This is a genomic window from Oceanospirillum sp. (assembly GCF_048265165.1).
Classification (GTDB): Bacteria; Pseudomonadota; Gammaproteobacteria; order Pseudomonadales; family Halomonadaceae; genus Oceanospirillum.
This window is the reverse complement of sequence record NZ_JBLXCD010000007.1, coordinates 178,638-204,282: the sequence shown is the minus strand read 5'-3', so window position 1 is coordinate 204,282 and position 25,645 is coordinate 178,638. Positions and strand designations below refer to the sequence as shown.

The window sequence follows — 25,645 nt, the reverse complement described above, 5'->3', positions numbered from 1 at the left end:
ACTATAAGCAAAGATGACCCGCCATACAGTATTCGGACCGAGACTCTGAAAACAAAAGAAAAGCCCGGCACCTTACGGGTGACGGGCCTTTACTGATAGTCTGAGCTTATTTCTTAGCAAAACCCTGCTTCTTGAGCGCTCCCTGCATAAATGGCCGCGCCTCTTTACTCAGGATAGCCTTAATCTGATCAGACCATGATTGATCAAGCTTGCCGCCTGTTCTTATATCGTAATACTCGCGCATTGTTGCATCGTATTCAGCAAGCTTCTCGACATCCAACGATTGGTAGCTATCAGTGTGCAAAATCAAATCAGCTGGCAGCCTTGGTTTTAAAGCTGGATCCTGGTCAGGGTAGCCCAGACACATCCCGAACATCGGAAATACATTTTCCGGTAGATCTAATAACTCGCAAACCTTATCAGGATTATTGCGCAAGCCACCTATATAGACACCGCCCAACCCTAAGGACTCAGCAGCCAGAAGGCAGTTCTGAGCCATAAGCGCTGAGTCCACAGCGCCGATCAGAGTTTGCTCGGTAAAACCCAGCTTGGAATCCGGCTTAACTTGCTGATGGCGATTAAAGTCCGCACAAAAAACCAGAAACTCTGCTGCACTGGCAACATAGGCTTGACCACCGGCATATTCAGACAGCAGCTCTCTTTTCTTTGCATCAATAATGCGAATAATGCTAACGCACTGGATATTACTCGAAGAAGATGCCGCTCTTGCGCAATCAATCAGAGTCGCCAGCACCTCTTGCGGAATAGCCTGGTCAGTAAACTTGCGAATAGAGCGATGGGAAAGAAGGGTCTCTATTGTTTGATTCATAATTCAACCTATATATTTGCCAAGGTAGAGATGCCGCTTTACAAACTTGTAGGGCGGGAAACTTCGCCCATAAAAAAATCCGGCATCGCTAAATAATCAGAGAATACCGGATTTATTTCGTTCTCTCTAATAACTGCACCTAATATGAAGTGCTTCACGTGCAGTATTAGGGTAGAGGGCTGTGCTTCTTAAGAAAGAGCGGCAAATACCTTATCACGAATATCATCAACACTGCCGACACCAGCAATGTGAGCATATTTAGGAGCCTCGGCAGCACCGGTCGCTTCCCAGGATTTATAGTAATCAACCAAAGGAGCCGTTTGATCGTGATAAACACCCAGACGATGACGAACGGTTTCTTCCTTATCGTCTTCACGTTGAATCAGATCTTCACCGGTCACATCATCTTTTCCTTCAGTCTTAGGCTGATTGAAAACAATGTGATAAGTGCGACCAGACGCAGGATGGACACGGCGACCACTCATACGCTTGATAATCTCTTCATCCGCCACGTCGATTTCAACAACATGATCCAGTTGAACGCCGGCCTCTTTCATGGCATCTGCCTGAGGGATTGTCCGAGGGAAACCATCAAACAGGAAACCAGCTTTGCAATCATCCTGAGCAATACGCTCTTTTACAAGAGAGATAATCAGCTCATCAGAAACTAGACCGCCAGTTTCCATAATCTCTTTAACCTTAAGACCCAGTTCGGAGCCTTCTTTAACAGCTGCACGCAGCATATCACCGGTAGAGATTTGCGGAATATCAAATTTCTCGCAGATAAACTGAGCCTGAGTACCTTTACCAGCGCCTGGAGCGCCCAACAAAATTAAACGCATGGAGAAAAGCTCCCTAAGTGTAATTATTAAATCGTTATTCTTTATAAATCCAACGCTGTGCAGCTAGCGCCGAATAAAAATTCTTAATTCGATCAGACGGTTATAACATCTGCTAAACCAGAAAGTAACAGACTCATCAGTCAACACCCTGGTAATTTGAAAACGACAATACCCGTCCACAACGGCAAAAACAAGGATACATTCGTTGTAGCTGACAAACATTCGTTTGATTGATTTCTAACCGCGATCCAAAGCCAGCTTCAGACCAAAACCAATCATTACAGTGCCAATTACCCCATCAATTCCTTTCATGACCGATCCCTTTAACAGCCATGATGAAGCTTTGCCAATCAGCAAAACAATCAGAATCTGCCAAAGGTTTGCGATGCAAAAGTGAACCGCAGCCAGAAACAGCGACTTAAGCATTGCAGGCTCACCCGCCTGAATGAACTGCGGTAAAAAAGCCATATAAAATACAACTGTCTTGGGGTTAAGCACGTTACTCAAAAAGCCCTCACGAAATGAGCGCCAGGACGAACCTCCTACGCCATCAACTGTTTCTGTAATAGCTTGGGTCAAGGATGAACCAGATGTTCTACTGAATGCAGAAGACAGGCTTTTATAACCCAGCCAGATTAAATAAAGCGCCCCAACCAGTTTCAGCGCGGTAAAAAGCATAGCTGACTGCAACAAAATCAGTGAAATACCGCCAGCTGAGATGATGGCGTGAATAAACAGCCCCAGACAGATCGCTATACTCGTGATAATGCCGTCCCGCGTCCCACCACGTAAGGTATTTCTGATAACAATAATCGTATCAACCCCCGGAGACATCGTAAGTAATGTAATAGCCACTAAAAAAGCCCAAAAGCTTGAATCCAGAAATATACCGCTCTGATGCAAAAATTCAGTCATATCGTTTCCTTGAAATTGATCGCAACAATCAATCGATAATATCGCAAATCTGACTCGATTTCCGACAAATAAACCTGTTTTTAGAAGGCAAAAAGGCGGTATTCCGAAGAATACCGCCACAGGCACAACTACCCTTTCGGGTAATAATGGAGTCTCGTCAGCTACAGAGCCGGCACAGCTCTTACATAAGTATCTGACGAATATCAGCGAGAACCGCCGCAATAAACGCTGTGAAGCGTGCTGCATCAGCCCCGTTGATCGCCCGGTGATCATAGGATAGCGACAACGGCAACATCTGCCGTGGCACAAAGTCACTCCCATTCCACACAGGCTTAATGCTGGCTTTAGAAACACCCAAAATAGCAACTTCCGGCGCATTAACAATAGGAGTAAATGCTGTACCACCAATCGAGCCTAAGCTAGAAATAGTGAAACAACCACCCTTCATATCATCCGCTTTTAATTGCTTTTTCTGGGCCCGACCAGCCAGATCTGCAGTAGCATCAGCCAGTTCCCAGAGAGATTTCTGGTCAACATCACGAACCACTGGCACAAGTAGTCCGTCCGGCGTATCTACCGCAAAACCGATATTGATATATTTCTTGTGGATGAGCTTGTCACCATCCGGGTGCAGAGACACATTAAACTGTGGATATTTCTGCATTGCATAAGCACAGGCTTTCAGAATAAATGGCAGTGGCGTCAGTTTAGAGCCCCGCTTCTCTGCTTCACCTTTCATAGACTTACGGAATTTCTCCAGCTCGGTGATGTCTGCTTCATCGAACTGCGTCACATGGGGCACATTCAGCCAGGAGCGGTGCAGATTCATTGCACCAGCCTTCAACAGGCGTCCCATGGGTTTCTCTTCTATCTCACCGAACTGGCTGAAATCAACCGCAGGAATTGGCGGAATGCCGGCACCACCGGCAGCATTCTGAGCTGATTTAGGGGCTGATTTAGCCTGCTGCATCACCTGCTTCACGTAAGCCTGAACATCTTCTTTCAGGATACGGCCACGGGGTCCGGTCGGCGTCACATCCAAGAGATCGATGCCAAATTCACGGGCGGTCATACGAACGGCAGGACCTGCGTGTACTTTTCCGGTTTTGCGGCCGCTGTCTGCGGTAGCGGCTGCCGTTGGAGCTGCCGAAGAAGCCGGAACTTGTGCAGGAGCCGCTGATGCTACAGCTGGAGCCGATGCTATTGGAGTCTGTTCCTGAGGAGCAGCCCCTTCCATTACCTCCATTACCGCAACCAGATCACCCTGGTTCACGTTCTGGCCTTCGGTCACAAAGAACTCAATCAGCTTACCGGCAAACGGAGCTGGAACCTCCATAGTAGCCTTGTCAGTTTCAAGGACAAACAGGGCATCTTCTTCCTGTAATTCATCACCAACTGAAGCTGATACTTCGATAACAGGTACATCATTGTTACCACTCAGATCCGGCACGTGAATCTCTTTACGAACCGGCCCAGCAGCAGGAGCGGCTACAGGTGCAGGGGTCTCTGCCTGCACCGGAGCAGCTTTTGGAGCTGAGGCAGGAGCTTCAACGACACCACCACCGGCCGTTTCAACACGTAGTACCGGAGTACCCTCTGAAACTTTTGCTCCGGTTTCCACCAGAATTTCTACGACCTTACCGGCAACCGGTGAAGGCACCTCCATGGAGGCTTTGTCCGACTCCAGTACAATCAAAGAGTCTTCTTCAGCAATCTCATCGCCTATAGCAACACTGATCTCAATCACTTCCACTTCGCCATCATCGCCGATATCCGGCACCTTGATGGTTTCGATGGATGGCGTTGCTGCTGTCTGCGGAGTGACTGCCGGTTCATTCTGAACAGAGGCTGGCTCTGCTGTCGGTGCAGCTTGTACTGGTGCTTCTTCAGATGCGGTATCAGCCGCGCCTTCAATTTCCAGTTCCAGAATGTCGTGACCCTCAGAAACCTTGTCACCCACATTCAGTTTAATCGCTTTTACTACACCACTTTGCGGGCTGGGTATGTCCATAGACGCTTTGTCTGATTCCAGCACCACCAGTGAGTCTTCTGCGTCAATACGGTCACCCACTGCAACACAGACCTCGATGACCTCGACATCTGAATCTCCGCCAATATCCGGCACTTTGATGATTTCAGTACTCAAAGCTTTCGCTCCTATTCAATTGGTTTGATCCGGCTCATTTATCATCGCCGGATCAGAACGGTTACCTGTTAACTGCTAGAGAAAGGTAGCTCTGTCAGGCAGCTACCTCATTGGTTATTTTCAAACACCAATTAACAGGTCAGTGGGTCACATTTTTCCGGGTTGATGTTGTACTTACTGATCGCTTCTGCAACCACTTTACGCTCAACTTCACCACGATCTGCCAGCGCTTTAAGAGCTGCAACCGCTACAAAATAACGGTCTACTTCAAAGAAGTGGCGTAATTTCTGACGGGTATCCGAGCGACCAAAGCCATCAGTACCCAGTACACGATAGTCTGTCGGGATAAAGCTGCGTACCTGATCAGCATGCAGCTTCATATAGTCAGTAGAAGCGATCACAGGCCCCTGACGATCTTTCAGACAAGAGGTAATGTAAGCTTCTTTCTCGTCAGCTTCTGGGTGCAGGAAGTTCTGGCGATCGGCTGCCAGACCATTACGGCGCAGTTCGTTAAAGCTGGTTACACTCCAGATATCCGCATCAACACCAAAGTCTTCTTTCAGCAGTTCTGCACCGGCGATTACTTCACGCAGAATCGTACCGGAACCCATCAGCTGTACTTTTAGCTTGCTGTCACCCGACTCTTTCAGCAGGTACATACCTTTCAGAATGCCCTCTTCGGCACCTTTCGGCATAGCAGGCTGCTCGTAGTTCTCATTCATAGAGGTCAAGTAATAGAAGCAGTTTTCTTGCTCCTGATACATACGACGCAGACCATCCTGAATAATCACTGCCATCTCATAGGCGTAAGCAGGATCATAGGTGACACAGTTTGGAATCGTTCCCGCCAGAATATGGCTGTGGCCATCCTGGTGCTGCAGGCCTTCACCATTCAGTGTTGTACGACCGGCAGTACCACCCACCAGGAAGCCTTTCGCCTGAATATCACCGGCTAGCCATGCAATATCACCGATACGCTGGAAACCAAACATCGAGTAGTAGATGTAGAACGGTATCAGTGCATAGTTGTGGTTGCTGTAACTAGAACCTGCCGCAACCCATGCCGACATGGCACCCGCTTCAGAAATACCCTCTTCAAGGATCTGACCTTTTTTGTCTTCCTTGTAGTACATGATCTGGTCAGCATCTTCCGGCTTATATTTCTGGCCTTCAGAAGTATAGATACCCAGCTGACGGAACATGCCTTCCATACCAAAGGTACGGGCTTCGTCCGGCACAATCGGTACAACACGCTCACCGATCTGCTTGTCTTTAACCAGACCGGACAAGATACGCACAAAGGCCATCGTGGTTGAGATTTCGCGATCACCGGAGCCTTTTAATTGGGCTTCAAAGATTTTGCTGTCCAGGCCTGGAATCTCGAGTGGCTCAAAAGTCTTGCGGCGCGCAGGCAGGTAACCACCTAAACGCTCACGCTGAGCCTGCATGTACTGCATCTCAGGACTGTCAGCCGCCGGTTTGTAGTACGGAACTTCTTCCAGCTGCTCATCAGTTAGCGGAATACCAAACCGATCACGGAACTTCTTAAGGCCAGCCATCTGCAACGATTTCACTGAGTGAGTATCGTTAGTCGCTTCACCATCTTCACCGATACCATAGCCTTTTACGGTATGGGCCAGAATAACCGTTGGCTTACCGGTTGTATTAACAGCTTCGTGGTAGGCCGCATAAACTTTATACGGATCATGACCGCCACGGTTCAGGCGATAGATGTCTTCGTCAGACATATCCTTAACCATGTCCGCCAGTTCAGGGTACTTGCCGAAGAAGTGTTCACGGGTATAAGCACCGCCCTTCTGCTTGTAGTTCTGATACTCACCATCAACGACTTCGTCCATGCGCTTTTGCATGATGTCTTTGTTGTCACGTTCAAACAGAGGATCCCAGAAACGTCCCCAGACCACCTTGATTACGTTCCAGCCAGCACCACGGAAAACACCTTCCAGCTCATCCATAATACGGCCGTTACCACGAACCGGGCCGTCCAGACGCTGTAAGTTACAGTTGATCACAAAGATCAAGTTATCCAGTTTTTCACGGCCAGCCAGAGAGATCGCACCCAGAGTTTCCGGCTCATCGCACTCACCGTCACCCAGGAAAGCCCAGATTTTACGATCATCCATTGGCTTTTTGCCACGGCTGTCCAGATACTTCATGACGTGGGCCTGATAAATAGCCCCCAGTGGACCCAGACCCATGGATACTGTAGGGAACTGCCAATAATCCGGCATCAGCCAAGGGTGTGGATAAGATGAAAGACCACCACCATCCACTTCCTGACGGAATTTATCCAGCTGCTCTTCGCTCAGACGCCCCTCTAGGAAAGAGCGGGAATAGATACCTGGCGCAGTATGCCCCTGGATATAAACCAAATCACCTTCAAAGTCATCCTTCGGCGCGCGGAAGAAGTAATTAAAGCCTACATCGTACAGCGTTGCACTGGACATAAAGCTTGAGATATGTCCGCCAATACCTGGGTTTTTCTTATTGGCACGCATCACCATTGCGATAGCATTCCAACGAATGACAGAGCGAATACGACGCTCCATAAACAGATCACCCGGCATGCGGGTTTCACGGTGAACCGGAATGGTATTACGGTGCGGCGTAGTGATAGAGAAAGGGGGCTGAGCACCCTCACGACGTAAACGATTACCCAGTTCGCTCAACAGAAACTGAGCACGATCTTCACCCTCACGATCCATTACAGAATCCAGTGAATCTAACCATTCCTGGGTTTCTGTAGGATCAAGATCTGCTCGTGTATCCAGACTCATATTATCAACTCTCCGCATTTTTCCGATTCAGCCGAGCCACAGATCATGTGGCAGCTCCTGTCCTCGCGCTTTTTTCAGCGCTTGTAGTTTATTTACATCAGGAACATGTCGGACTTTTTAATCTGAAGCAAAAATTTCAGTCCGAATGACTGAGATTTTGCAACCACTTCATATCGCGAGTGCGAAATGATTCAAAGAACTGCAAACCCATGATAAAAGGTTTGTCTTTAACTATACTGCTACCAGTTCAGCTATAGTCGACTGGCCAGTTTTGTAAAAATACTACAAAAAAAAACCAAAGACAAAAATTAGAGTGGATAACCATCCCCTAATTGGTCATTTTTAAGACAAAAGTAGCAGAGAAATCTGGCAACCAACGCATGACCTAGGAATAATGCGCTTCAATATTGCTCATGTCGCCGCCCAGCACAACAACCTCTATCTTTGTCGCGCCAAGATCAATCCCCAGATACATTTCGTTGCGCCTCACCGCTACCAGCTAACTGCCCTAAAAAAACAATCTAATGTATAATTCGTCATTCTGAATTTTCTTACTCAGGTATACGTTATGAGCTTTTTGGCCGCCTTACAACGCCACATGGAAACCCTAAGCAAACTGCAGGGGCTTGAGAGTGAAATCCAGCAACTTGCAAGCAAAGTGGAATCGTCAATTCGCAATGGCGGCAAGGTCATTTTTATGGGTAATGGCGGAAGCGCCGCTGATAGCCAACATCTGGCCGCTGAATTTGTTGTCCGCTACAAAAAAGAACGCCCGACACTCGCGGCAATTGCACTGACAACTGATACATCTATTTTGACGGCCCACTCCAATGACTATAGCTTTGACACAGTCTTCAGCCGTCAAATAGAAGCACTCGCGCGATCTGAAGATATCGTGGTAGGACTTTCAACTTCCGGCAATAGCGCCAATGTGATTGATGCTTTTAAAGTAGCAAAAGAAATAGGCTGCTTCACCTATGCATGGACCGGAGAAAGCGGAGGTCAGCTTCTCGATATTGCAGATGCCACGCTGCGCATGCCTTCATCTGAAACAGCGCGTATCCAGGAGGCTCATATGGTCGTTGGTCACTGGCTGTGTGAAGCCATGGATGAGCGGTTTTCAGACTAACCTTCTACACGAGCATCGGGAATCGAGTCTACAAAAAAAGCAGCCTTGCGGCTGCTTTTTTGTCATCTTAAGTCGGTTTTTTTGTCCGACAATCAGTGTTTAATCGCCATAAAAATGTCGTAGAAAGTCGTTGGCTTTTCAATTTCTAATGGAATATGCAGACGACGAGCAATATCCGTTGCTGAGATCAAGCCTCTTATCTGCTCATTTTCACTATCCACAACGAGGCAGTGCTGCTGTTTATTCTGCTTCAGCGTTTCCAGCACCTGATCAATATCAGCGGCGGCCAGCTCATTATAATCCAGAGCCATCAGATCCTGACGGGGAATCATAAGGTGCTGAACCAACACCTCGTCATGCTTGATTCGATCTTCATGCTGGACTTTAAAAAAGTTCTGATCATCCAGTTCATTCAGGCTGACAATCCCTATCAGCTCCCCCTCTTTATCCAGCACAACCTTCATTCGCACATGAGACTTCCGCATTAAGGATTCAGCATGAACTGCAGCTAGGTCAGCCATAACTGATTGAGGAACATGTTTCTTAAAATCGGTAAAAATTGCTAACGCAGGTGCACTTGGGTCTAAATGATTAAATTCTTCTGGGTGCACAAGATGATAATCGTTACCGACAGGTAATAGTTGCAGTGTTTTCATAGCAATGCTCTTCTTCAAATAAAAGAAAATTTATATATCAGGCAGGCATTGCAGGAGGGGCTCGAATAAGAGAACTTGAGACTGGGAGCCCCAAGACGGGAGCAGTCAGAGAGAAGGCGACAACCCCAGACAAATAAAGCGGTGTCAGACTTATTCTCTCTGGCAGCAATACAGAATCATCAAACCCATTATCAGTATCACAGACTATGTCTGTAATAACTATTGCCGAATCTTCGGCAGGCTCAAATACCTGAACGTTATTTCCCTGCAGGATCAACAGCAGGAAAAAACCAAGTACTGATAGGGTTAATGAAAAACGAGACATAAAGTCATCCTCGTTAAGAAATTAACTTCAGCTTAGACAACTATTTCCGCCACAGCAATAAAAAACCTTTTGCATGCTACAAAAGGTTTTTCTGTGCTACTTAACGGTTTCGCCATGAGCCTGTTTATCAGCATGATACGAGGAGCGAACCAGAGGACCAGAAGCAACATGCTTAAAGCCCAACCCTTCAGCTATCACTCTCAATTCGTCGAACTCATCAGGGTGCACCCAGCGGTCAATCGCCAGATGGTTCTTGGAAGGCTGCATATACTGCCCCAGCGTCAGCATATCAACGTTATGGGCACGCAGGTCTTTCATCACCTCAACCACTTCTTCTTTTGTCTCTCCAACGCCCAGCATCAGGCCTGACTTGGTCAATACGTCCGGGCAGCGCTCTTTATACTGCTTAAGAAGATCCAGTGACCATTGGTAATCCGCCCCTGGGCGAACCTTGCGATAAAGTGCCGGCACCGTCTCCAGGTTATGGTTAAAGACATCAGGAGGTGTCTGCTGCAAGATATCCAGAGCAACATCCATACGCCCTCGGAAATCCGGCACCAGTACTTCAATTTCAATACTGTCCATGCGCTCACGGGTTTCAGAGATACAGTCCGCAAAGTGCTGAGCACCGCCATCACGTAGATCATCACGATCCACCGAAGTGATCACCACGTACTTCAGACGCATATCAGCAATTGCTTCGGCCAGCTCCCTTGGCTCATCCTGATTAAGGTTATTCGGGCGGCCATGGGCCACATCGCAGAAAGGACAACGGCGGGTGCAGATGTCACCCATAATCATGAACGTTGCAGTACCACCATTGAAACACTCTCCGAGGTTCGGACAGGCAGCCTCTTCGCACACGGTATGCAGCTTACGGGTACGCAGAGTATCCTTGATACGGCGAACTTCCGGGGTGGCATACATGCGAACTTTCAGCCACTCAGGCTTACGGGGAATCTCTTCTGTTGGGATGATTTTCACCGGAATTCGATCTGTTTTATCAGCACCGCGCAGTTTGACACCCTGCTCAACTTTACCGGTTTTCTTCACCACTTTCTGACCCTTGCTTTCACTTACACCGGTCATTGCATCAACGAATTGTGAGCGCGTATCACTCATAGACTAATCCAGCCCCTTTTGTTCTCTGATAGTCGGATTCCCCAATCCCTCGATAAGGTGATTCAGAACCCACTGTGTTGCTTGCTCAGGGGTAACCTGAGGGGCAACTTCTTTAAGCTGTGTCATTCTCAATCCCTGATAACCGCAGGGGTTGATCCTTAAAAATGGTGTAACATCCATATCCAGATTAAAAGCTAAACCATGAAAAGAGCAGCCCCGCCGGATACGAAGCCCCAGAGAGGCGATCTTGCACTCTTCACCTTCAACCCGGACATACACTCCAGGTGCATCCGGCTTAGGATAAGCATTTACTCCAGCTTGCTTAAGGCTTTCCACCACTGAGTGCTCCATGAGGGTAACTAGCTGACGAACTCCAGTCCCTAAACGCTTGACATCCAGTAGCAGGTAAACCACTAATTGCCCCGGGCCATGAAAAGTCACCTGCCCCCCACGATCAACTTGAACGACAGGTATATCCCCAGGCGCCAAGAGATGTTCATCTTTACCCGCTAATCCCTGAGTAAAAACCGGTGGATGCTCCAGAATCCATACTTGATCCGGGTCTGATGGAGTCCGGATATTCGTATATGCCTGCATTTTCTGCCAGGTTTCTTCATAGGGGACCAGCCCTAGGTAGCAGACTTTAACTGGAGGTATCTCTTTTTTCCGATCGCTCAAAGTCATCCCTTAGAGTACCATCTGGACACGACCAGTAGCTTTCAGGTCTTCATAAATAGACTTTAACTGAGGCTCACCCGTTGCTGTAATGGTGACGCGTACAGACTGAAACTTACCGCCACTGCTTTCGATGACATCAACCAGTGTCAGGTCAAACCCAGGTGCATGAATTTCAATTACATCAAGTACAACCTGACGAAAATCATGGCTGGCACGACCAACAACCTTGATCGGGTAATCACAGGGAAATTCAATTTTAGGCGCTTCTTGCTGATTACTCATAGTCCAAACCTTTGAAACTTGTAATAGCCTGAGGTGTGCTTCCCAGCCTATCTTTAAATAGCAAAACGGGGCCTCAGGGCCCCGTCCTCTAAGCCGGTAGCAGACCGACATCAACAGTCAACCAAGGACACTTATTGTCTTTGGTTTTCACCAACTAATCCAGTTGGTCTTTATCGTTTAACGATCTGAACTGCTTTCCAACAGATATATGGGCATCAGGTTTAAATTTCTAGCCCAACAGTCCTTTAAAAAATAGAACGATACTATCCCAGAGACGCTTAAAGAAGCCACCTTGTTCGACAGACTCCAAGGCAACCAAGGGACGTTCTGCTAAAACCTCACCATCAAGACTAACCTGGAGTACACCCATCGATTGCCCTTCTGTAACCGGTGCTTTAATCACTTTGTTAACATTGAGCTTAGCTGTCAATCGCTTGGCTTGCCCTCGGGGAATCGTAATATTCAGGTTTTCGCGGATACCCAGTTTTACATCAGGTTGCTGTCCGCCCCAAACTTTAGGTTCATTCAGTACCGTACCGGCTGAATAGGGTTCAAGTGTTTCAAAATAACGAAAGCCATAAGCCAGTAATTTCTGACTCTCACGGGCGCGTGCTTCTTCACTGCTGGTTCCCATAACCACAGAGATAAGACGCATGTCGCCGCGCTTTGCCGAAGAAACAAGGCAGTAGCCAGCCTCATCAGTGTGACCGGTTTTCAAGCCGTCAACGGATTTATCACGCCACAACAGACGGTTACGATTCGCCTGTCGTATACCATTATAGGTGAAATACTGTTGCGAATAGACGCTATACAGATCCGGGAAGTCCTTAATAATGTGGTTCGCCAAAATAGCCAAATCATGGGCAGTAGAGTAATGCCCCTTACCTGGTAGGCCGGTAGCATTCAAAAACTGAGTATTTTTCATGCCCATCATCTGTGCATGCTGAGTCATCAGGTCAGCAAAAGCTTCTTCACTACCACCAATATGCTCCGCAACGGCAATACTCGCGTCATTACCAGACTGAATAATAATGCCTTTAAGCAAGTCTTCGATAACAACAAAGTCACCTTCTTTGATAAACATACGAGAACCTGGTGCTTTCCAGGCCTTAACACTAACCCGTACTTTATCCTCAGGGCTAAGGTTGCCTTTGGAAACCTCAGACTCAACCAGATAGGCCGTCATCATTTTAGTCAAACTGGCAGGAGGGAGTTGTTTATCTGCATTATGCTCGACCAATACACGGCCGCTATCAGCATCAATCAAAATATAGGATTTAGCAGCAAGCTTCGGCGGAGCGGGTATCAGAGCTGCCTGGGCTGTCACCGATAATATAAGCCCCAGAATCGAGAAGATAACCACTGCTTTTGCACGAATTTGTCTGAAAATCCTCATGATGACTAACTCTTAACCTTTTAAAATGCAGGATACTGCGTGTATGTCCATCGCCCCAAAAAAGAGCAATGCTATTAAAATCGGCAAGTATACCATGCCGTACCAAAAGCGCACCTAGCACCATAACGGAGCATAAATACGCATAGTCAGACTGGCCAACAAGACCAAAGTTCATTCTAGGGCTTATCAGGGGACGGGGATAATGATAGGCCTGACAAAACCATCTTCCGATAACTGATGAATCAAACGCTGAAGCTCAGAGCGGGATTCAACAGGGCCAAGCTGAACTTTGTACAACAGCCGCCCGTTCACCTGAGAAGGAAGAACCTTCATCGTCTGACCCGTCCCTTTTTCTAGCTGCTGTCCCAGCCTGAGCGCAGATTCAGATTTGCTCATTGCAGCAACCTGAACAAGCACCGGTGGTTGAAGCTGATTAATCAAGGGATTAATACCGCTGTTCCACTTTACTGGGTCTATGGCCTCAATCCTGACAGGGGCAGTACCCGTTGCCAACATATCAAGCCGAGCCGCCGCCGCATAGGAAAGATCAATAAGCCTGTTATCATGGAAGGGGCCACGGTCATTAACCCGTACAAGAACCTGCTTTCCGTTCGTCAGGTGGGTCACCAGAACATAGGAAGGGAGAGGTAAGCTTTTATGTGCAGCAGATAGCTGATACATATCATAAATCTCACCATTTGATGTATGGTATCCATGAAACTTCTTGCCATACCAGGAGGCAGTTCCTTCAGCCTTATATCCCTTGCTGGATGGCAGTACGGTATAGCTTTTCCCCCAGACAGAATAGGGTGATCTATTTCCAGCAGGGCTTGGAGGCTCATAAACCGGGTCTAAGTCTTTGATCTTATTCATATCAAAAACATCATCCGGTGCTGCATCCTGCTGGAGCTCATAGCGCGACCCGGAAGGTGATAAGCTACAACCAGCCAAAAAAGCCAGCAAAGTAAACAAAACACCGTAATACCGGCGAAACTCCTGCCCCTGATTTACAGATACAGAGATTGATCTGGCTGTCATCGACTCTATCTCACCTATCCCTGCTGGTCAGCTTGTTTTATTTTCTGACTTAACTGATACACCGCCATCGCATAAAGCTTGCTGTGATTATAGCGGGTAATGACGTAAAAATTCCTGAGCCCTAACCAATGTTCTACACCCTTTTCACCCTGTAGCTCCATAGCTGTAGCCATACCGGAATAGCGGCGACGGTCCTTTGGCATAAATCCCTTTTCAGCCAACTCCTGGACCGAAAGCTCTGGCTTCAGGTTAGTGTTAACAAACTCGTTATAAGCATCGCCCTGAACGGTAGCCGGAACAACAACAGGCTCACCTGTTTGCCAGTGATGCTCTTTGAAATAATTAGCAACACTGCCGATGGCATCCGTTGGGTTATTCCAGATATCACGCTTTTTATCACCGTCAAAGTCAACGGCAAAATTACGATAACTGCTTGGAATAAATTGCCCATACCCCATGGCGCCAGCATAAGACCCTTTAATAGACAATGGGTCGATACTCTCTTCACGCGCCAGAATAAAATACTCTTTTAACTGACTGCGGAAAAATTCAGCACGCGGCGGGTAGTCAAAAGCCAGAGTACTTAAAGCATCGACAACCCTATAGTTACCTGCCATACGTCCGTAGTATGTCTCGACGCCGATAATCGCAGTGATAATTTCTTTCGGGACACCGTAAACCATTTCAGCGCGTTCAAGAACAGCTCGGTGTTTACGCATAAAGCGTACACCACCAGTAATACGTTTATCAGTAATAAAAATCTTGCGGTAGCCTTTCCACTCTAAGGTCTTTTCCGCCGGGCGGGAGATCGCATCCAAAATACTCTGCTTCTTCTCTGCTTTACCAAGAACAGTTTTCAAAGCAGATGGTGTAAAGCCGTGATCACGAACCATCTCGGTAACAAAATCTTCAATCTGTACGTTACGCTCGTATTCAGTCTGCGTTGGTTGCTCCGGTGTATTTGCAGTGGCGCAGCCTATCGGTACAAAGGCCAACGCTGCAATGGAGCTACGCCCAAACCAACGATAAAAAGTGGTTTTGATATTCATCAGATATCCCATGCTGTCACGTCCAAAACTGAATGAGCTTACTTATATGTTTTGCACTCTAACAAAACAAGCAAATAAAAAACATTAAACGCCCCTCAAAACGCTGAGAGACTACTTTCTAACTAAGCTTCGATGGGTGTGAATCGACATCAGAATCCCGAATCCCGCCATCAAAGTAACAATAGAGGTACCACCATAACTCACCAGAGGTAGCGGTACTCCCACCACTGGCAATAATCCACTGACCATACCAATATTAACGAACACATAGACAAAAAATGTCAGTGTAATACTGCCAGCCACTAAACGACCGTAGGTATCCTGAGCATTTAATGCAATAAAGAGCCCCCGGCCAATAATCGCAAGGTAAGCCAGCAGAATCAGACCAATACCCACCAGACCAAACTCTTCAGCCAGTACAGCGATAATAAAATCAGTATGCCGCTCCGGAAGAAACTCAAGTTGCGACTGGGTTCCCTGAAGCCAACCCTTCCCATAAATACCGCCAGAACCAATGGCTGTTTTTGACTGAATGATGTTCCAGCCAGAACCCAAAGGGTCAATCTCAGGATTAAGGAAAGTCAGTACTCGCTGACGCTGATAGTCATGCATCACATGCCATAACGCCGGTAGCGCGGAAATACCGAGTACAATAAAACCACCGATAAGTTTCCAGCTCAACCCTGCCAGAAGCACAACGAAAACAGCAGCCGCAGCTACCAAAAGCGAAGTTCCCAAATCAGGCTGCCGGGCAATCATCAACACGGGCACCCCAATAATGACAGCTGAAATCAATAAATGTTTCCAACCCGGGGGTAAAGGTCGATTGGCCAGAAACCAGGCAACCATCATCGGCATCGCCAGCTTCATAATCTCCGATGGCTGAAAACGAAAACCAATGCCAGGTATCTGAATCCAACGCTGCGCACCTTTTGCACCAACACCAAACAGTAAAACAGCCAGTAAAAGAACTGCCCCGCCCAGGTAAAAAACAGGGGTCCAGCGCTGTAGTTGTCGTGGCTCAATCTGAGCAATAATAAACATGCCTGCAAGTGCCACAAGAAAACGCATCCCCTGACGCTTAACATCATGCAGACTCTCTCCAGATGCACTATAAAGTACAAAAAGACCGCAACTAATGAGAACAAATAGAATCATCAGCATCCAGAAATCGATATGGATCCGCTCCAACCAACCAGCAGGACGCTGGAATGCATTAGCAGCCCCTGGCAACCGGTGCAAAAAGTCACGTGTACTCACTCTTTTCCTCCGCCTACTGACTCAGTCAGCCTCAGATCACGCTCTTTTTTCAGGTAAGCATCAAATACCATCTTAGCGATAGGTGCTGCTGTCGTGCTGCCGCTACCCGCATTTTCTACAATCACGGCCAGTGCAATTTTCGGGTCATGGGCCGGAGCAAAACCGGCAAACATTGCATGGTCCCGGTGACGCTCGGCCAACTTGCTTTCATCGTAAACTTCATCTTGTTTGATGCTTTTTACCTGAGCGGTACCGGTTTTACCTGCAATCGTATAGTCAACCTGCTTGCCGATCCGTCGCGCCGTCCCCGTTCCACTATGAACCACGTCGACCATAGCTTCTATAGCAATGTCCCAGTAACGCTCATCGGATAGTACGATATCTTTTGGAGATTCTTTGTTATCAGTAACGATGTCTTTACTATCAATACTTTTTACCAATCGGGGCTGCACCCATTTTCCCTTGTTAGCCAATACCGCCATTGACGTAGCAATCTGCAGAGGCGTTGCCTGCCAATACCCCTGGCCAATTCCTACGCTTAGTGTTTCACCCGGAAACCAGGGAGACTTTCGTTTAGTACGCTTCCAGTCACGACTTGGCATAAGCCCCGGTGAGGCCTGAGGTATATCCAGTGCTGTATTCAAACCAAATCCAAAACGTTGCATAAAAGGGTAAATGCGATCAATGCCTAAATTGTAGGCCAGGTTATAAAAATAGGTATCGTTTGAAACCACAATCGCTTTTCTCAAATCCACTGTACCGTGCCCAATCCGCTTCCAGTTGCGGTAATAACGATCATCATTCGGTAACTGAAACCAGCCGGGATCTTCAATGGTAAAGTCCTGAGTGACAACTCCCTCTTCAAGTCCGGCAATTGCCATAAAGGCTTTAATGGTTGAAGCTGGAGGGTAGTTCCCCCGGATACTCCGGTTAAACATAGGCAGGTCACGGGAAGTGATCAACTCTTTATAAGTTTTACTATCAATACCTGAAACGAAAAGATTGGGGTCAAAACTTGGCGTACTGACGATCGCAAGAATGCCACCGGTTTTAGGCTCAATAGCGACGATAGAACCCCGAAATCCCGATAAAGCCCGCATCGCAGCGTATTGAAGATCCGTATCCAGGTGCAGTTTCAATGACTGTCCAGGCTGAGGCAAGGTCTCATCAAGAACACTCAACACTCGGCCCCGGGCGTTGGTTTCAACCGTTTGAACGCCCACTTTTCCATGTAGGGTTTCTTCATACTGGCGCTCAATCCCACTCTTTCCAATATAGTAAGTCCCCGCATACTGCGAACGGTCGACCTTTTTAAGATCCAGTTCACTAATACGGGAAACATAACCCAGAACATGGGCTGTCATCGGGCCATAGGGGTAGTGGCGGATCAGCTGAGCTTCAATTTCAACACCAGGAAGGCGATAACGATTAACAGAAACTTTAGCGATCTGTTCTTCGGTTAGCTGGCTTAACAGAAGAGCGGAGTGAAAGGGTCGGCGCTGACTATAAGTCTGCTCAGCAATCTCTTTTTGCTGGGTTTCACTCAGCTCCAAAACCTCTGACAGAGTGTTCAGTACACCCTGGATATCTTTCGCCTGCTCACGAACAAACATCAGGTTATAACTGGGCAGATTTTCTGCCAATACACGGCCTTTACCATCAAAGATAAGGCCTCGTGTGGGAGGGATAGCCCTTACGTGCATTCTGTTTTTATCGGATTTGGTACTATAGACGTCGTATTGGTATACCTGCAGATAAACCATGCGGGAAACGAGCACCATAACAAGAAGGATAACGATGGCAAAAGCGACAAAGATCCTTTCCTTGAAAAGACGGTATTCAAGGTCGAGGTTTTTCAGTGTGCGTTTTTCAGACATCCGGTTATCACCGTTCTTGGAAAGATGAGAGTTTTAGCGATGATAGGGGTGCCCCTGGATAACACTCCAGGCCCGGTAAACCTGCTCCGCTAACAGGAGCCTCACCATAGGATGCGGCAGTGTAAGAGGCGACAAAGACCATTGCTGATTTGCTCTTTGTTTACACTCCCGGGCAAGACCTTCAGGGCCACCAACCAGCAGGCAAACATCACGACCGAGCATTTGCCAACCTTCAGCTTCTTTAGCAAGCTGCTCGGTAGACCATGTCTTCCCGAGCACTTCGAGAGCAACAACATGATCAGATGAGCTGATCTTAGACATCATCAGCTCGCCCTCTTTTCGGATTGCACGCTCAATATCAGCATTCTTACCGCGATTGCCGGGAGCAATCTCCATCAATTCCAGAGAAAACTCCCGAGGCAGACGTTTAGCATACTCTTCGTAGCCTTGCTCTACCCACTTGGGCATTTTAGTGCCCACTGCAATAAGCTTGATCCTCAAGAATGGCTCTCCGACGACTCCTGCATTCCGGACTCCGCAACAGAATCCTCCGGTAAATCACTCCAGAGGCGCTCAAGATCATAGAACTGGCGGGTTGCCGGCTGCATTACATGCACCACAATATCCCCCAAATCCACCAGAACCCACTCACTACCGGCCTGACCTTCCACGCCCAGCGGACGAACGCCCTGCTCTTTAACACTCACCACCACATTATTAGCCATGGAGGCCACGTGACGGTTAGATGTACCACTAGCGATAACCATAAAGTCAGTAACGCTGGTGTTGCCTTGAACATCAAGCACCACAATATCGTTACCCTTCATCTCTTCCAGCGAGTCAATAACCAGCTGCTTGAGTTGTTCTGTTTGCATAGGACCTCAGATTTTCAGGATTAACCAGACGAATTCAGGATTAATCAAATAAGAACGCAATTGTCTTACAAGTTAGAGCAGCTTTGTAGCCTTAATGTTCATTTCTCTGTAAAAACTGACGCCAAAAGCCATAAAAAGAGACATTAGTTTAACATCAGGCAAAAAAACGCGCTCAAATACCGAAAAGATCAGGACGCTTTAACATAAAGTTTATGGGTCCCAATGTAACTGATAACCGAATCAGGCAGCAGGTAGCGCACAGATTGTCCCCGCGATAACTGCTGACGGATATAGGTTGCAGAAATCTCCAGCTGCGAAGGCAGACTGATAGACAGAATTTTCCCGGAAGGGTGCATATGAAGTTCAGACACCTCAATTGCACGCTCTTGCCAAAGCCTTTTCTCTTCTGACTCTGAGACTAACTCAAAACCCGGACGTGTCATTATAATAAGATTGGCCAGCGTCAGAATTTCACGCCATTGATACCAAGAGGTAAAGTGGGCAAATGCATCAATTCCCATGACCCAGAAAAGCACAGCCTCATTACCCAGCTCTTTACGCAGCCCCTGTAGTGTAAAAACCGAATAGGAAGGCTGATCAAGCCGGAGTTCCCGGTCATCGATACGCAACCCTGCTTCACCAGCAACAGCCAGGTCGAGCATATGCAATCTCTGCTGGCTGCTTCTTCGGGGCTGTTCGCGATGAGGCGTTTGATGACAGGGAACCAAACGGACTTCATCCAGTGCCAATAGCTGCTTCAGCTCCAGGGCTGAGCGAAGATGTCCATTATGAACCGGGTCAAAAGTCCCTCCCATCACAGCGACGATATCAGGTTTATCAGACATAAGATTTTCAGAAGCTATTCAAGTTAGAGTCATTGCAGATACAAAAACGGCAGGCCTACTGACCTGCCGCTAATAACGCGACGCTACAATCAGTCGCGGATATGGCCATCACCAAAGACCACATATTTCCGGGAGGTCAGACCTTCCAAACCAACCGGACCACGGGCATGAATTTTATCGGTAGAGATACCGATCTCCGCACCTAAACCATACTCGAATCCATCCGCGAAGCGAGTAGAAGCGTTGACCATAACAGAGCTGGAATCCACCTCGGCCAGGAAACGACGTGCCAGGGTGTAATTTTCAGTGACAATGGCATCCGTATGATGAGAACCAAAATCATTAATATGATCAATTGCTTCATCTGCAGATGATACGACCTTGATCGCCAGTATTGGAGCCAGATACTCCGTGCTCCAGTCCTCTTCCGTCGCCGGAATGGCACTGGCCAGAATAGCACAGGTCTTCTCACAGCCTCTCAGTTCAACACCTTTCGCCGCATATTCTTCTGCCAACAAAGGCAGTACCTTTGCCGCAACAGACTCTGCTACCAACAAGGTTTCCATAGTATTACAGGTACCATAGCGGTGAGTCTTAGCGTTTACAGCGATCTTAACCGCCTTGTCCAGGTCAGCCTGATCATCAATATAGACATGACAGATGCCGTCAAGATGCTTAATCACAGGTACAGAGGCATCTTTACTAACCCTTTCAATCAGGCCCTTGCCACCCCGGGGCACAATCACATCCACAAATTGCGGCATGGTAATCAGCTCCCCTACCGCAGCCCGATCAGTCGTCTCAACAACCTGAACCGTGGCCGCCGGTAAATCCGCAGCCGCAAGGCCCTGGGCTATACATCGGGCAATCGCCTGATTGGAGTGAATAGCCTCAGAACCACCGCGAAGTATCACTGCATTTCCGGACTTCAGACAGAGGCTGGCCGCTTCCACAGTGACATTAGGGCGGGATTCATAAATAATGCCAATAACACCAAGCGGAACACGCATTTTACCTAGCTGAATACCGCTCGGGCGAAAATTCATATCGGTAATTTCACCGATAGGGTCGGGTAGAGCCGCAACCTGACGCAAGCCCTCAATCATGGTATCGATGACCTTAGGAGTCAGCGCCAAACGATCCAGAAGAGCACTGTCCAAACCATTATCACGACCATTTGCCAGGTCTTTTTCATTTTCGGCTGCCAGTATCGGTCGGGCTGCATCCAGTGCATCTGCGGTGGCCAGAAGAGCTTTGTTTTTTAAGCCGGTATCTGCTTTTGCGATAGCGCGTGAGGCAAGACGGGCCTTTTGACCCATCTCCTGCATATACTGTTTGATATTCATGGTGTTAGTAAACCCTGATGCTCTTATTTTCTGCGACTGCTTTCCTGTAACAAATATCTGGAACACCCTCTACCTTTAAGGGCTGTAATCGTTATAATCCGCTGTATTCATTTCCAGAACTGGCAACTATACGCGAATGGACACCAAGTACAAAGCACGCCTGAACGCCGTTTACTTTATCCTCGCCGGAGCAGTGACCTTGCTATTGGGCTGGACACAGTATCTGAATCAACTGCCTCAGGCAGGGGAAGCTCTGATGCTAATCAGTCTGACTCTTCTTGTGACAGGCCTTTATAACTTCGTTTTCCCCCTGAAACCTTCCCGCATGTTGCCTCTACTAATTCTTGCGATGGTGGCCACATTAACGATTGCAGGCTCCTGGGTTCCTGTAATCCTGACCGCTCACTGGGCCTATATATTGCCATTTTACCTGTTCAGTCTTCTGCCTTTTAAGTCAGCCCTGACACTAACATTGGGCTACGCCCTGATTTTCAATCTTTCCACAACGGTCCAGCTGGCTGGTGTTGAAAGGCTTCAGGTACTTTATCTGTTCTGGTCAGCTACTTCTGTAGCCTGTATTTTCATTTTTACCAACAGAGAGAAACAGCAGCACCTGCAGGAACTCGTCAGTCTCGATGCTGAAAGCTCCGCCTACAACACTCAGCAATTAAGGGATGACCTGCCAAGGGAGCTCGCACGGGCTGATCGGGAAAATACCAGCCTGTCTCTGCTCTGCTTCAAAGGCCGCCATGAATATTCAGATCTGACATTGCGCAAAACGTCAGAACTGATAAACCAGGCTCTACGCCCTTTTGACCGCCTCTATCGAGTTGATGACTACCTTATCGCATTAACCCCCTCCGGCTCTTTCCGGGATAGCCTCAGCATCTGCTACCAGTACTACAACAACTTCAATGAATGCATGCACCTAGCCGCCGTCGTTCCCGGAGAACATGAAACTGAGCAGGAGTTGCTGGACAAGGCATCTGAAGCGATCGCCTTTGCTGAGCAACAGGACGTCAGCGCCCCCCTTTACCTGAAAAGTGATTTTATCGATATTCAGAACGAGCAGAATTTATATGATTGATCTGGGCCAGAATACTTCTAAAATGCGGGACAAAGTTACGGCAGGGCTCTATTTTTCCCTAGCGTTTGTTCTGGCCATTATTGCTTGGTATCACTACATGCTTGGGCACTATCAACAAATTCTCTGGCCGGCTCTATCCAGCCCGTTTATTCTGGTATTAGCACTTATCCGACTATTTCAGAGTAATGGAAGCCGTGATATCACACCGTACCCATTGCTTATTTTACTAGGACTGGTCGTTCTGAACAGTGGCCCCCTGTTTGACCCTCTCTATCGGCAGTGGCTCTATATGGTCCCAGTGCTGACCTACTTTATTTTACCGGTCCGCCAAGCCTCTTTTAGTTTATTACTATTCTTCTCTTTGTTTGTCTTTTTTGCTGTGGAACAGATCAACCCTCTGATACTGATCGATCTTGCAATCAACCTAAGCCTTTTTTCTGGTATCTGCTTTATCTTTGCCTATACCCAGGAAAGCCAAACACAAACACTGGAAAGACTCAGCGGCAAGGACAGTCTGACAGGAGCCTTTTCTGCCAACCAGCTGAGCAAACGCCTAGTCGCTGAAGTTTCCCGAGCAAAAGCAACACGACGGCCTCTTTCAGCACTACTATTTACGATTCACAATATTGAAGAATTCACCGCCCGTCAGGGTGAATACAAAACACGTAACCTTTTTATTAAAATAGCTCAGATTATGGAAGAGGTCGGCAGAACCGGGGATGAAATTTACCGAATGAGTGATAGCAGCTTTCTATTACTTCTGCCAAATACATCCATTAATGGCTGTATTGTTTTGAAAGAGCGTCTGGTACAGCAGATGGAAGATCATTTTGCACTGTCGGTTATTGCAAGAGACCTTGGCCTAAACCCGGTAACACTTCAAGCCAGTGAAACATCCAACCAATTTATGGAACGTGCTTTAGCCGATCCTGATATGCGAGCCCACAATGCACTCTGATCATTTAAAAGGACTTTTAAGCCTTCATGGCGGCCTGTTACTGTTTGGCGGCACCGCACTTTTTTCCCAGACACTCCACTTGAATGCCTTAGATATGACTGCCTGGCGCTGCCTGATTGCCGGTGTTTTATTATTGGGTTGGCTGCGGTTACGGAACAAAAAAATCGGCTTCGCCCACAACCACCATAACCTCGGCATTCTAGGGCTTTCGGTTCTGATGGGGCTGCACTGGGTAACCTACTTCCACTCCATGCAAATCGCCGGTGTCACTGTCGGTATTCTCTCTTTGTTTACTTTTCCGGTAATGACCGTTCTGCTGGAGCCTGTATTTGATCGTGCGCGCCTTAAAGGTAAAGATCTTTTTGCCGCACTGCTGGTAGTGTCAGGTGTCAGCCTGATGACGCCCTCATTGAATCCTGACGACCCCATCGCGCTAGGAGTATTCTGGGGTGTCATATCCGCATTTCTATTCACGCTGCGTAATCTCTTTATGAAAAAGTATTACAGCCAATACAGCCCTGTTCAGACAATGGGCTGGCAATCCCTCTTGGTGGCTATAATGCTGCTGCCCTTTGTCAGCGGAGAAGTACTTTCCTTACCCGGTGAACAGTGGTTCCAGCTTTTCCTTCTGGCCACGGTTTTTACCGCAGCGCCACACACGCTGCTTGCCAGCAGTTTGCGCTATCTGAAGGCCGCAAGCATTAGTCTGATCTCATGCCTGCAGCCTGTGTACGGGGCGCTGCTCGCGTTTCTGATTCTGGGTGAACAAGCACAGACGATGACATTGATTGGTGGCAGCCTGATCATTGCTGCGGCGGTTAACGAAACCCTAAGCAAAAAGCAAACTTAAGCTGACAAAGAACTTCAGACCAGTTAAGGCCCGTAATTCAGCTATGCTCAGCAGATTGCACACACAGCTGCTTTCTATCAATTTCATCAGGCAGCAAATTCAGGGTTTTAGCCACTGACCGGGAGCGAATCGCTTCCGGCACTCGCATACCTGCACCTTCATCCGATGGAATCGCATCATCACTGTTTTCCGGTAGAACCAGCATCCAAAGCAGGCCGTAGAACTTATGGATACGACTGCGGTCCTCGCGCTGATAAAGGGACGCTGAACCGGACTCCGTATCAATAATCTCAATCCGGCTTTCTTCAAAATCGAGCCAATAGGTCGGGATGACTCCCAGCGTCCAGGAGGCGATATAACCAGAAGGGTTTTCGCTGGCGTAGTCGTAGGGAGCGTCAGTGTCTACCTTAAGCTGGTAGCGCTTAGGATCACTCCAGCAATATGGAACAAAGTGTTCAGTTTCAATATTTTCCAGATCACCACCGATGTAGCCCACGCAACCGGACAGCATCAGAAGCGTCAACAAGATGGCTGAAAGTCGATACATAAACATCCTTGTTTCCTGAGAAGGTTTGAACGCACCTTAGAGGCCGGAGCTACTCGCCCCATTTAGGCATCAGTGTCTGCTCAAAACCCAGCTGATCCAGAATACGGGCGACGATAAAGTCCACCATATCTTCAATGCTTTGCGGGTTATGATAAAAACCTGGGCTGGCGGGCATTACCAGAGCCCCCATGCGGGTCAGGGTCAGCATATGCTGAAGATGCACTTCATGATAAGGCGCCTCTCTGTGAACCAGAATTAGCTGACGACGCTCTTTAAGAGCCACATCAGCTGCACGCTCAATCAGATTATTACTGGCGGCAGTGGCGACTGCTGACAAAGTACCGGTGGAGCACGGACAAACCACCATCTTATGCGGCGCACCGGAGCCGGAAGCCACCGGTGCCATCCAATTCTCCCGTCCATACACTTTAATCTGCCAGGGCTCTGCCTTAAAGCGCGCCACCAGATAGGTCTGCAGCTTATCGCTGGCGGAAGGAAAACGCTCTTCTGTCTCAGTCGCAATCACGACCTGAGCCGCTTTGGAGATCATCACAGAAACCTCACAGCCCAGCGCCACCAGACGCTCGATCAGGCGGATCCCGTACTGAGCACCGGAAGCACCGGTCAGGGCAACCGTCACGCGCTTATCGGCGCTTAAAGCTGCAGAGGAACACACAGGGGAATCAGTAGAAGGCTGTTCGGGATGACTCATATAAGACTCTTAAATAGAAAGAACAAAATAAACGAGGCTACGATTACCGCGAGGCTATAACTGTCGTTATATCCGACAAACCG

Annotated in this window: 25 protein-coding genes; 4 read left to right on the top strand and 21 right to left on the bottom strand. The window is 47.9% G+C overall.

Annotated features, from left to right (window positions below; all coding sequences use genetic code 11):
- Positions 1-106 precede the first annotated feature (106 nt).
- The 5 genes from nfsA to aceE form a co-directional block, all read right to left on the bottom strand.
- Positions 107-829, bottom strand: a complete 723-nt coding sequence (gene nfsA / locus ACN0R8_RS13935; protein ID WP_417598436.1) for an oxygen-insensitive NADPH nitroreductase — start codon at positions 827-829, stop codon at positions 107-109.
- 188 nt (positions 830-1,017) lie between these two features.
- Positions 1,018-1,671 carry an adenylate kinase gene (gene adk, locus ACN0R8_RS13930; protein ID WP_417598433.1) on the bottom strand — a complete coding sequence of 218 codons (654 nt, stop codon included), beginning with the start codon at positions 1,669-1,671 and terminating at the stop codon, positions 1,018-1,020.
- Positions 1,672-1,908: 237 nt separating this feature from the next.
- Complete coding sequence (locus ACN0R8_RS13925; RefSeq protein ID WP_417598449.1) at positions 1,909-2,586, bottom strand: LysE family translocator; 678 nt, start codon at positions 2,584-2,586, stop codon at positions 1,909-1,911.
- Between the two features lie 181 nt (positions 2,587-2,767).
- The gene (gene aceF, locus ACN0R8_RS13920; protein ID WP_417598431.1) at positions 2,768-4,732 is read right to left on the bottom strand and encodes a pyruvate dehydrogenase complex dihydrolipoyllysine-residue acetyltransferase; all 1,965 of its coding nucleotides are present in this window, start codon (positions 4,730-4,732) and stop codon (positions 2,768-2,770) included.
- 131 nt (positions 4,733-4,863) lie between these two features.
- A complete protein-coding gene (aceE, locus tag ACN0R8_RS13915; RefSeq protein ID WP_417598429.1) occupies positions 4,864-7,530 on the bottom strand; it encodes a pyruvate dehydrogenase (acetyl-transferring), homodimeric type in 2,667 nt (888 codons plus the stop codon).
- Positions 7,531-8,098: 568 nt separating this feature from the next.
- On the opposite strand from aceE, the gene ACN0R8_RS13910 reads away from it, so the two are divergent.
- Complete coding sequence (locus ACN0R8_RS13910) at positions 8,099-8,659, top strand: D-sedoheptulose-7-phosphate isomerase (protein ID WP_417598427.1); 561 nt, start codon at positions 8,099-8,101, stop codon at positions 8,657-8,659.
- A 92-nt stretch (positions 8,660-8,751) separates the two neighbouring features.
- On the opposite strand, the gene ACN0R8_RS13905 is transcribed toward ACN0R8_RS13910, so the two are convergent.
- The 14 genes from ACN0R8_RS13905 to ACN0R8_RS13840 form a co-directional block, all read right to left on the bottom strand.
- Positions 8,752-9,315, bottom strand: coding sequence for a CBS domain-containing protein (locus tag ACN0R8_RS13905; protein ID WP_417598425.1), 564 nt, complete (start codon positions 9,313-9,315; stop codon positions 8,752-8,754).
- Between the two features lie 37 nt (positions 9,316-9,352).
- Positions 9,353-9,640, bottom strand: coding sequence for a hypothetical protein (locus ACN0R8_RS13900; RefSeq protein ID WP_417598423.1), 288 nt, complete (start codon positions 9,638-9,640; stop codon positions 9,353-9,355).
- Between the two features lie 96 nt (positions 9,641-9,736).
- Positions 9,737-10,729, bottom strand: a complete 993-nt coding sequence (gene lipA / locus ACN0R8_RS13895) for a lipoyl synthase (protein ID WP_417598447.1) — start codon at positions 10,727-10,729, stop codon at positions 9,737-9,739.
- Between the two features lie 36 nt (positions 10,730-10,765).
- Positions 10,766-11,446, bottom strand: coding sequence for a lipoyl(octanoyl) transferase LipB (gene lipB / locus ACN0R8_RS13890; protein ID WP_417598421.1), 681 nt, complete (start codon positions 11,444-11,446; stop codon positions 10,766-10,768).
- A 3-nt stretch (positions 11,447-11,449) separates the two neighbouring features.
- The gene (locus tag ACN0R8_RS13885; RefSeq protein WP_417598419.1) at positions 11,450-11,722 is read right to left on the bottom strand and encodes a YbeD family protein; all 273 of its coding nucleotides are present in this window, start codon (positions 11,720-11,722) and stop codon (positions 11,450-11,452) included.
- A 229-nt stretch (positions 11,723-11,951) separates the two neighbouring features.
- Complete coding sequence (locus ACN0R8_RS13880; protein WP_417598417.1) at positions 11,952-13,118, bottom strand: D-alanyl-D-alanine carboxypeptidase family protein; 1,167 nt, start codon at positions 13,116-13,118, stop codon at positions 11,952-11,954.
- A 186-nt stretch (positions 13,119-13,304) separates the two neighbouring features.
- Positions 13,305-14,156, bottom strand: coding sequence for a septal ring lytic transglycosylase RlpA family protein (locus ACN0R8_RS13875; protein ID WP_417598415.1), 852 nt, complete (start codon positions 14,154-14,156; stop codon positions 13,305-13,307).
- Between the two features lie 14 nt (positions 14,157-14,170).
- A complete protein-coding gene (mltB, locus tag ACN0R8_RS13870) occupies positions 14,171-15,205 on the bottom strand; it encodes a lytic murein transglycosylase B (RefSeq protein ID WP_417598414.1) in 1,035 nt (344 codons plus the stop codon).
- A gap of 111 nt (positions 15,206-15,316) precedes the next feature.
- Positions 15,317-16,465 carry a rod shape-determining protein RodA gene (gene rodA / locus ACN0R8_RS13865; protein WP_417598412.1) on the bottom strand — a complete coding sequence of 383 codons (1,149 nt, stop codon included), beginning with the start codon at positions 16,463-16,465 and terminating at the stop codon, positions 15,317-15,319.
- A complete protein-coding gene (gene mrdA / locus ACN0R8_RS13860) occupies positions 16,462-18,342 on the bottom strand; it encodes a penicillin-binding protein 2 (RefSeq protein WP_417598410.1) in 1,881 nt (626 codons plus the stop codon). Before mrdA ends, rodA begins: the two co-directional genes overlap by 4 nt.
- A gap of 33 nt (positions 18,343-18,375) precedes the next feature.
- Positions 18,376-18,843: a 23S rRNA (pseudouridine(1915)-N(3))-methyltransferase RlmH gene (gene rlmH, locus ACN0R8_RS13855; RefSeq protein WP_417598408.1), complete on the bottom strand. Its 468-nt coding sequence runs from the start codon at positions 18,841-18,843 to the stop codon at positions 18,376-18,378.
- The gene (gene rsfS / locus ACN0R8_RS13850) at positions 18,840-19,217 is read right to left on the bottom strand and encodes a ribosome silencing factor (RefSeq protein WP_417598406.1); all 378 of its coding nucleotides are present in this window, start codon (positions 19,215-19,217) and stop codon (positions 18,840-18,842) included. Before rsfS ends, rlmH begins: the two co-directional genes overlap by 4 nt.
- Positions 19,218-19,405: 188 nt before the next feature.
- Positions 19,406-20,062 carry a nicotinate-nucleotide adenylyltransferase gene (gene nadD / locus ACN0R8_RS13845; RefSeq protein WP_417598404.1) on the bottom strand — a complete coding sequence of 219 codons (657 nt, stop codon included), beginning with the start codon at positions 20,060-20,062 and terminating at the stop codon, positions 19,406-19,408.
- Between the two features lie 89 nt (positions 20,063-20,151).
- The gene (locus tag ACN0R8_RS13840; protein WP_417598402.1) at positions 20,152-21,408 is read right to left on the bottom strand and encodes a glutamate-5-semialdehyde dehydrogenase; all 1,257 of its coding nucleotides are present in this window, start codon (positions 21,406-21,408) and stop codon (positions 20,152-20,154) included.
- A 136-nt stretch (positions 21,409-21,544) separates the two neighbouring features.
- Between ACN0R8_RS13840 and ACN0R8_RS13835 the strand changes: the two genes are divergently transcribed.
- The 3 genes from ACN0R8_RS13835 to ACN0R8_RS13825 are packed head-to-tail and all read left to right on the top strand — an operon-like array spanning position 21,545 to position 24,303.
- The gene (locus ACN0R8_RS13835; RefSeq protein WP_417598400.1) at positions 21,545-22,495 is read left to right on the top strand and encodes a hypothetical protein; all 951 of its coding nucleotides are present in this window, start codon (positions 21,545-21,547) and stop codon (positions 22,493-22,495) included.
- Positions 22,488-23,453 carry a GGDEF domain-containing protein gene (locus ACN0R8_RS13830; RefSeq protein WP_417598398.1) on the top strand — a complete coding sequence of 322 codons (966 nt, stop codon included), beginning with the start codon at positions 22,488-22,490 and terminating at the stop codon, positions 23,451-23,453. Before ACN0R8_RS13835 ends, ACN0R8_RS13830 begins: the two co-directional genes overlap by 8 nt.
- Positions 23,443-24,303 (top strand): DMT family transporter, encoded by an 861-nt coding sequence (locus tag ACN0R8_RS13825; protein WP_417598396.1) that lies wholly within the window; start codon positions 23,443-23,445, stop codon positions 24,301-24,303. The genes ACN0R8_RS13830 and ACN0R8_RS13825 overlap by 11 nt, the downstream gene beginning before the upstream one ends.
- Before the next feature lie 37 nt (positions 24,304-24,340).
- On the opposite strand, the gene ACN0R8_RS13820 is transcribed toward ACN0R8_RS13825, so the two are convergent.
- Positions 24,341-24,850, bottom strand: coding sequence for a hypothetical protein (locus ACN0R8_RS13820; protein ID WP_417598395.1), 510 nt, complete (start codon positions 24,848-24,850; stop codon positions 24,341-24,343).
- Positions 24,851-24,899: 49 nt separating this feature from the next.
- On the bottom strand, positions 24,900-25,562 hold the full coding sequence (locus ACN0R8_RS13815) for a flavin prenyltransferase UbiX (protein WP_417598393.1): 663 nt from the start codon (positions 25,560-25,562) through the stop codon (positions 24,900-24,902).
- Between the last annotated feature and the right edge of the window lie 83 nt (positions 25,563-25,645).

Excerpts from the sequence above, each read along its gene's own strand:
- ACN0R8_RS13815 (WP_417598393.1), bottom strand. The coding sequence starts at position 25,562 with ATGAGTCATCCCGAACAGCCTTCTACTGATTCCCCTGTGTGTTCCTCT.
- ACN0R8_RS13925 (WP_417598449.1), bottom strand. The coding sequence starts at position 2,586 with ATGACTGAATTTTTGCATCAGAGCGGTATATTTCTGGATTCAAGCTTT.
- ACN0R8_RS13880 (WP_417598417.1), bottom strand. The coding sequence starts at position 13,118 with ATGAGGATTTTCAGACAAATTCGTGCAAAAGCAGTGGTTATCTTCTCG.
- ACN0R8_RS13905 (WP_417598425.1), bottom strand. The coding sequence starts at position 9,315 with ATGAAAACACTGCAACTATTACCTGTCGGTAACGATTATCATCTTGTG.
- ACN0R8_RS13840 (WP_417598402.1), bottom strand. The coding sequence starts at position 21,408 with ATGAATATCAAACAGTATATGCAGGAGATGGGTCAAAAGGCCCGTCTT.
- ACN0R8_RS13900 (WP_417598423.1), bottom strand. The coding sequence starts at position 9,640 with ATGTCTCGTTTTTCATTAACCCTATCAGTACTTGGTTTTTTCCTGCTG.
- ACN0R8_RS13820 (WP_417598395.1), bottom strand. The coding sequence starts at position 24,850 with ATGTATCGACTTTCAGCCATCTTGTTGACGCTTCTGATGCTGTCCGGT.
- mltB (WP_417598414.1), bottom strand. The coding sequence starts at position 15,205 with ATGAATATCAAAACCACTTTTTATCGTTGGTTTGGGCGTAGCTCCATT.
- adk (WP_417598433.1), bottom strand. The coding sequence starts at position 1,671 with ATGCGTTTAATTTTGTTGGGCGCTCCAGGCGCTGGTAAAGGTACTCAG.
- nadD (WP_417598404.1), bottom strand. The coding sequence starts at position 20,062 with ATGTCTGATAAACCTGATATCGTCGCTGTGATGGGAGGGACTTTTGAC.
- nfsA (WP_417598436.1), bottom strand. The coding sequence starts at position 829 with ATGAATCAAACAATAGAGACCCTTCTTTCCCATCGCTCTATTCGCAAG.
- rsfS (WP_417598406.1), bottom strand. The coding sequence starts at position 19,217 with ATGCAAACAGAACAACTCAAGCAGCTGGTTATTGACTCGCTGGAAGAG.
- aceE (WP_417598429.1), bottom strand. The coding sequence starts at position 7,530 with ATGAGTCTGGATACACGAGCAGATCTTGATCCTACAGAAACCCAGGAA.
- ACN0R8_RS13875 (WP_417598415.1), bottom strand. The coding sequence starts at position 14,156 with ATGACAGCCAGATCAATCTCTGTATCTGTAAATCAGGGGCAGGAGTTT.
- ACN0R8_RS13910 (WP_417598427.1), top strand. The coding sequence starts at position 8,099 with ATGAGCTTTTTGGCCGCCTTACAACGCCACATGGAAACCCTAAGCAAA.
- mrdA (WP_417598410.1), bottom strand. The coding sequence starts at position 18,342 with ATGTCTGAAAAACGCACACTGAAAAACCTCGACCTTGAATACCGTCTT.
- ACN0R8_RS13830 (WP_417598398.1), top strand. The coding sequence starts at position 22,488 with ATGATTGATCTGGGCCAGAATACTTCTAAAATGCGGGACAAAGTTACG.
- lipB (WP_417598421.1), bottom strand. The coding sequence starts at position 11,446 with ATGACTTTGAGCGATCGGAAAAAAGAGATACCTCCAGTTAAAGTCTGC.
- lipA (WP_417598447.1), bottom strand. The coding sequence starts at position 10,729 with ATGACCGGTGTAAGTGAAAGCAAGGGTCAGAAAGTGGTGAAGAAAACC.
- ACN0R8_RS13885 (WP_417598419.1), bottom strand. The coding sequence starts at position 11,722 with ATGAGTAATCAGCAAGAAGCGCCTAAAATTGAATTTCCCTGTGATTAC.
- ACN0R8_RS13835 (WP_417598400.1), top strand. The coding sequence starts at position 21,545 with ATGGACACCAAGTACAAAGCACGCCTGAACGCCGTTTACTTTATCCTC.
- ACN0R8_RS13825 (WP_417598396.1), top strand. The coding sequence starts at position 23,443 with ATGCACTCTGATCATTTAAAAGGACTTTTAAGCCTTCATGGCGGCCTG.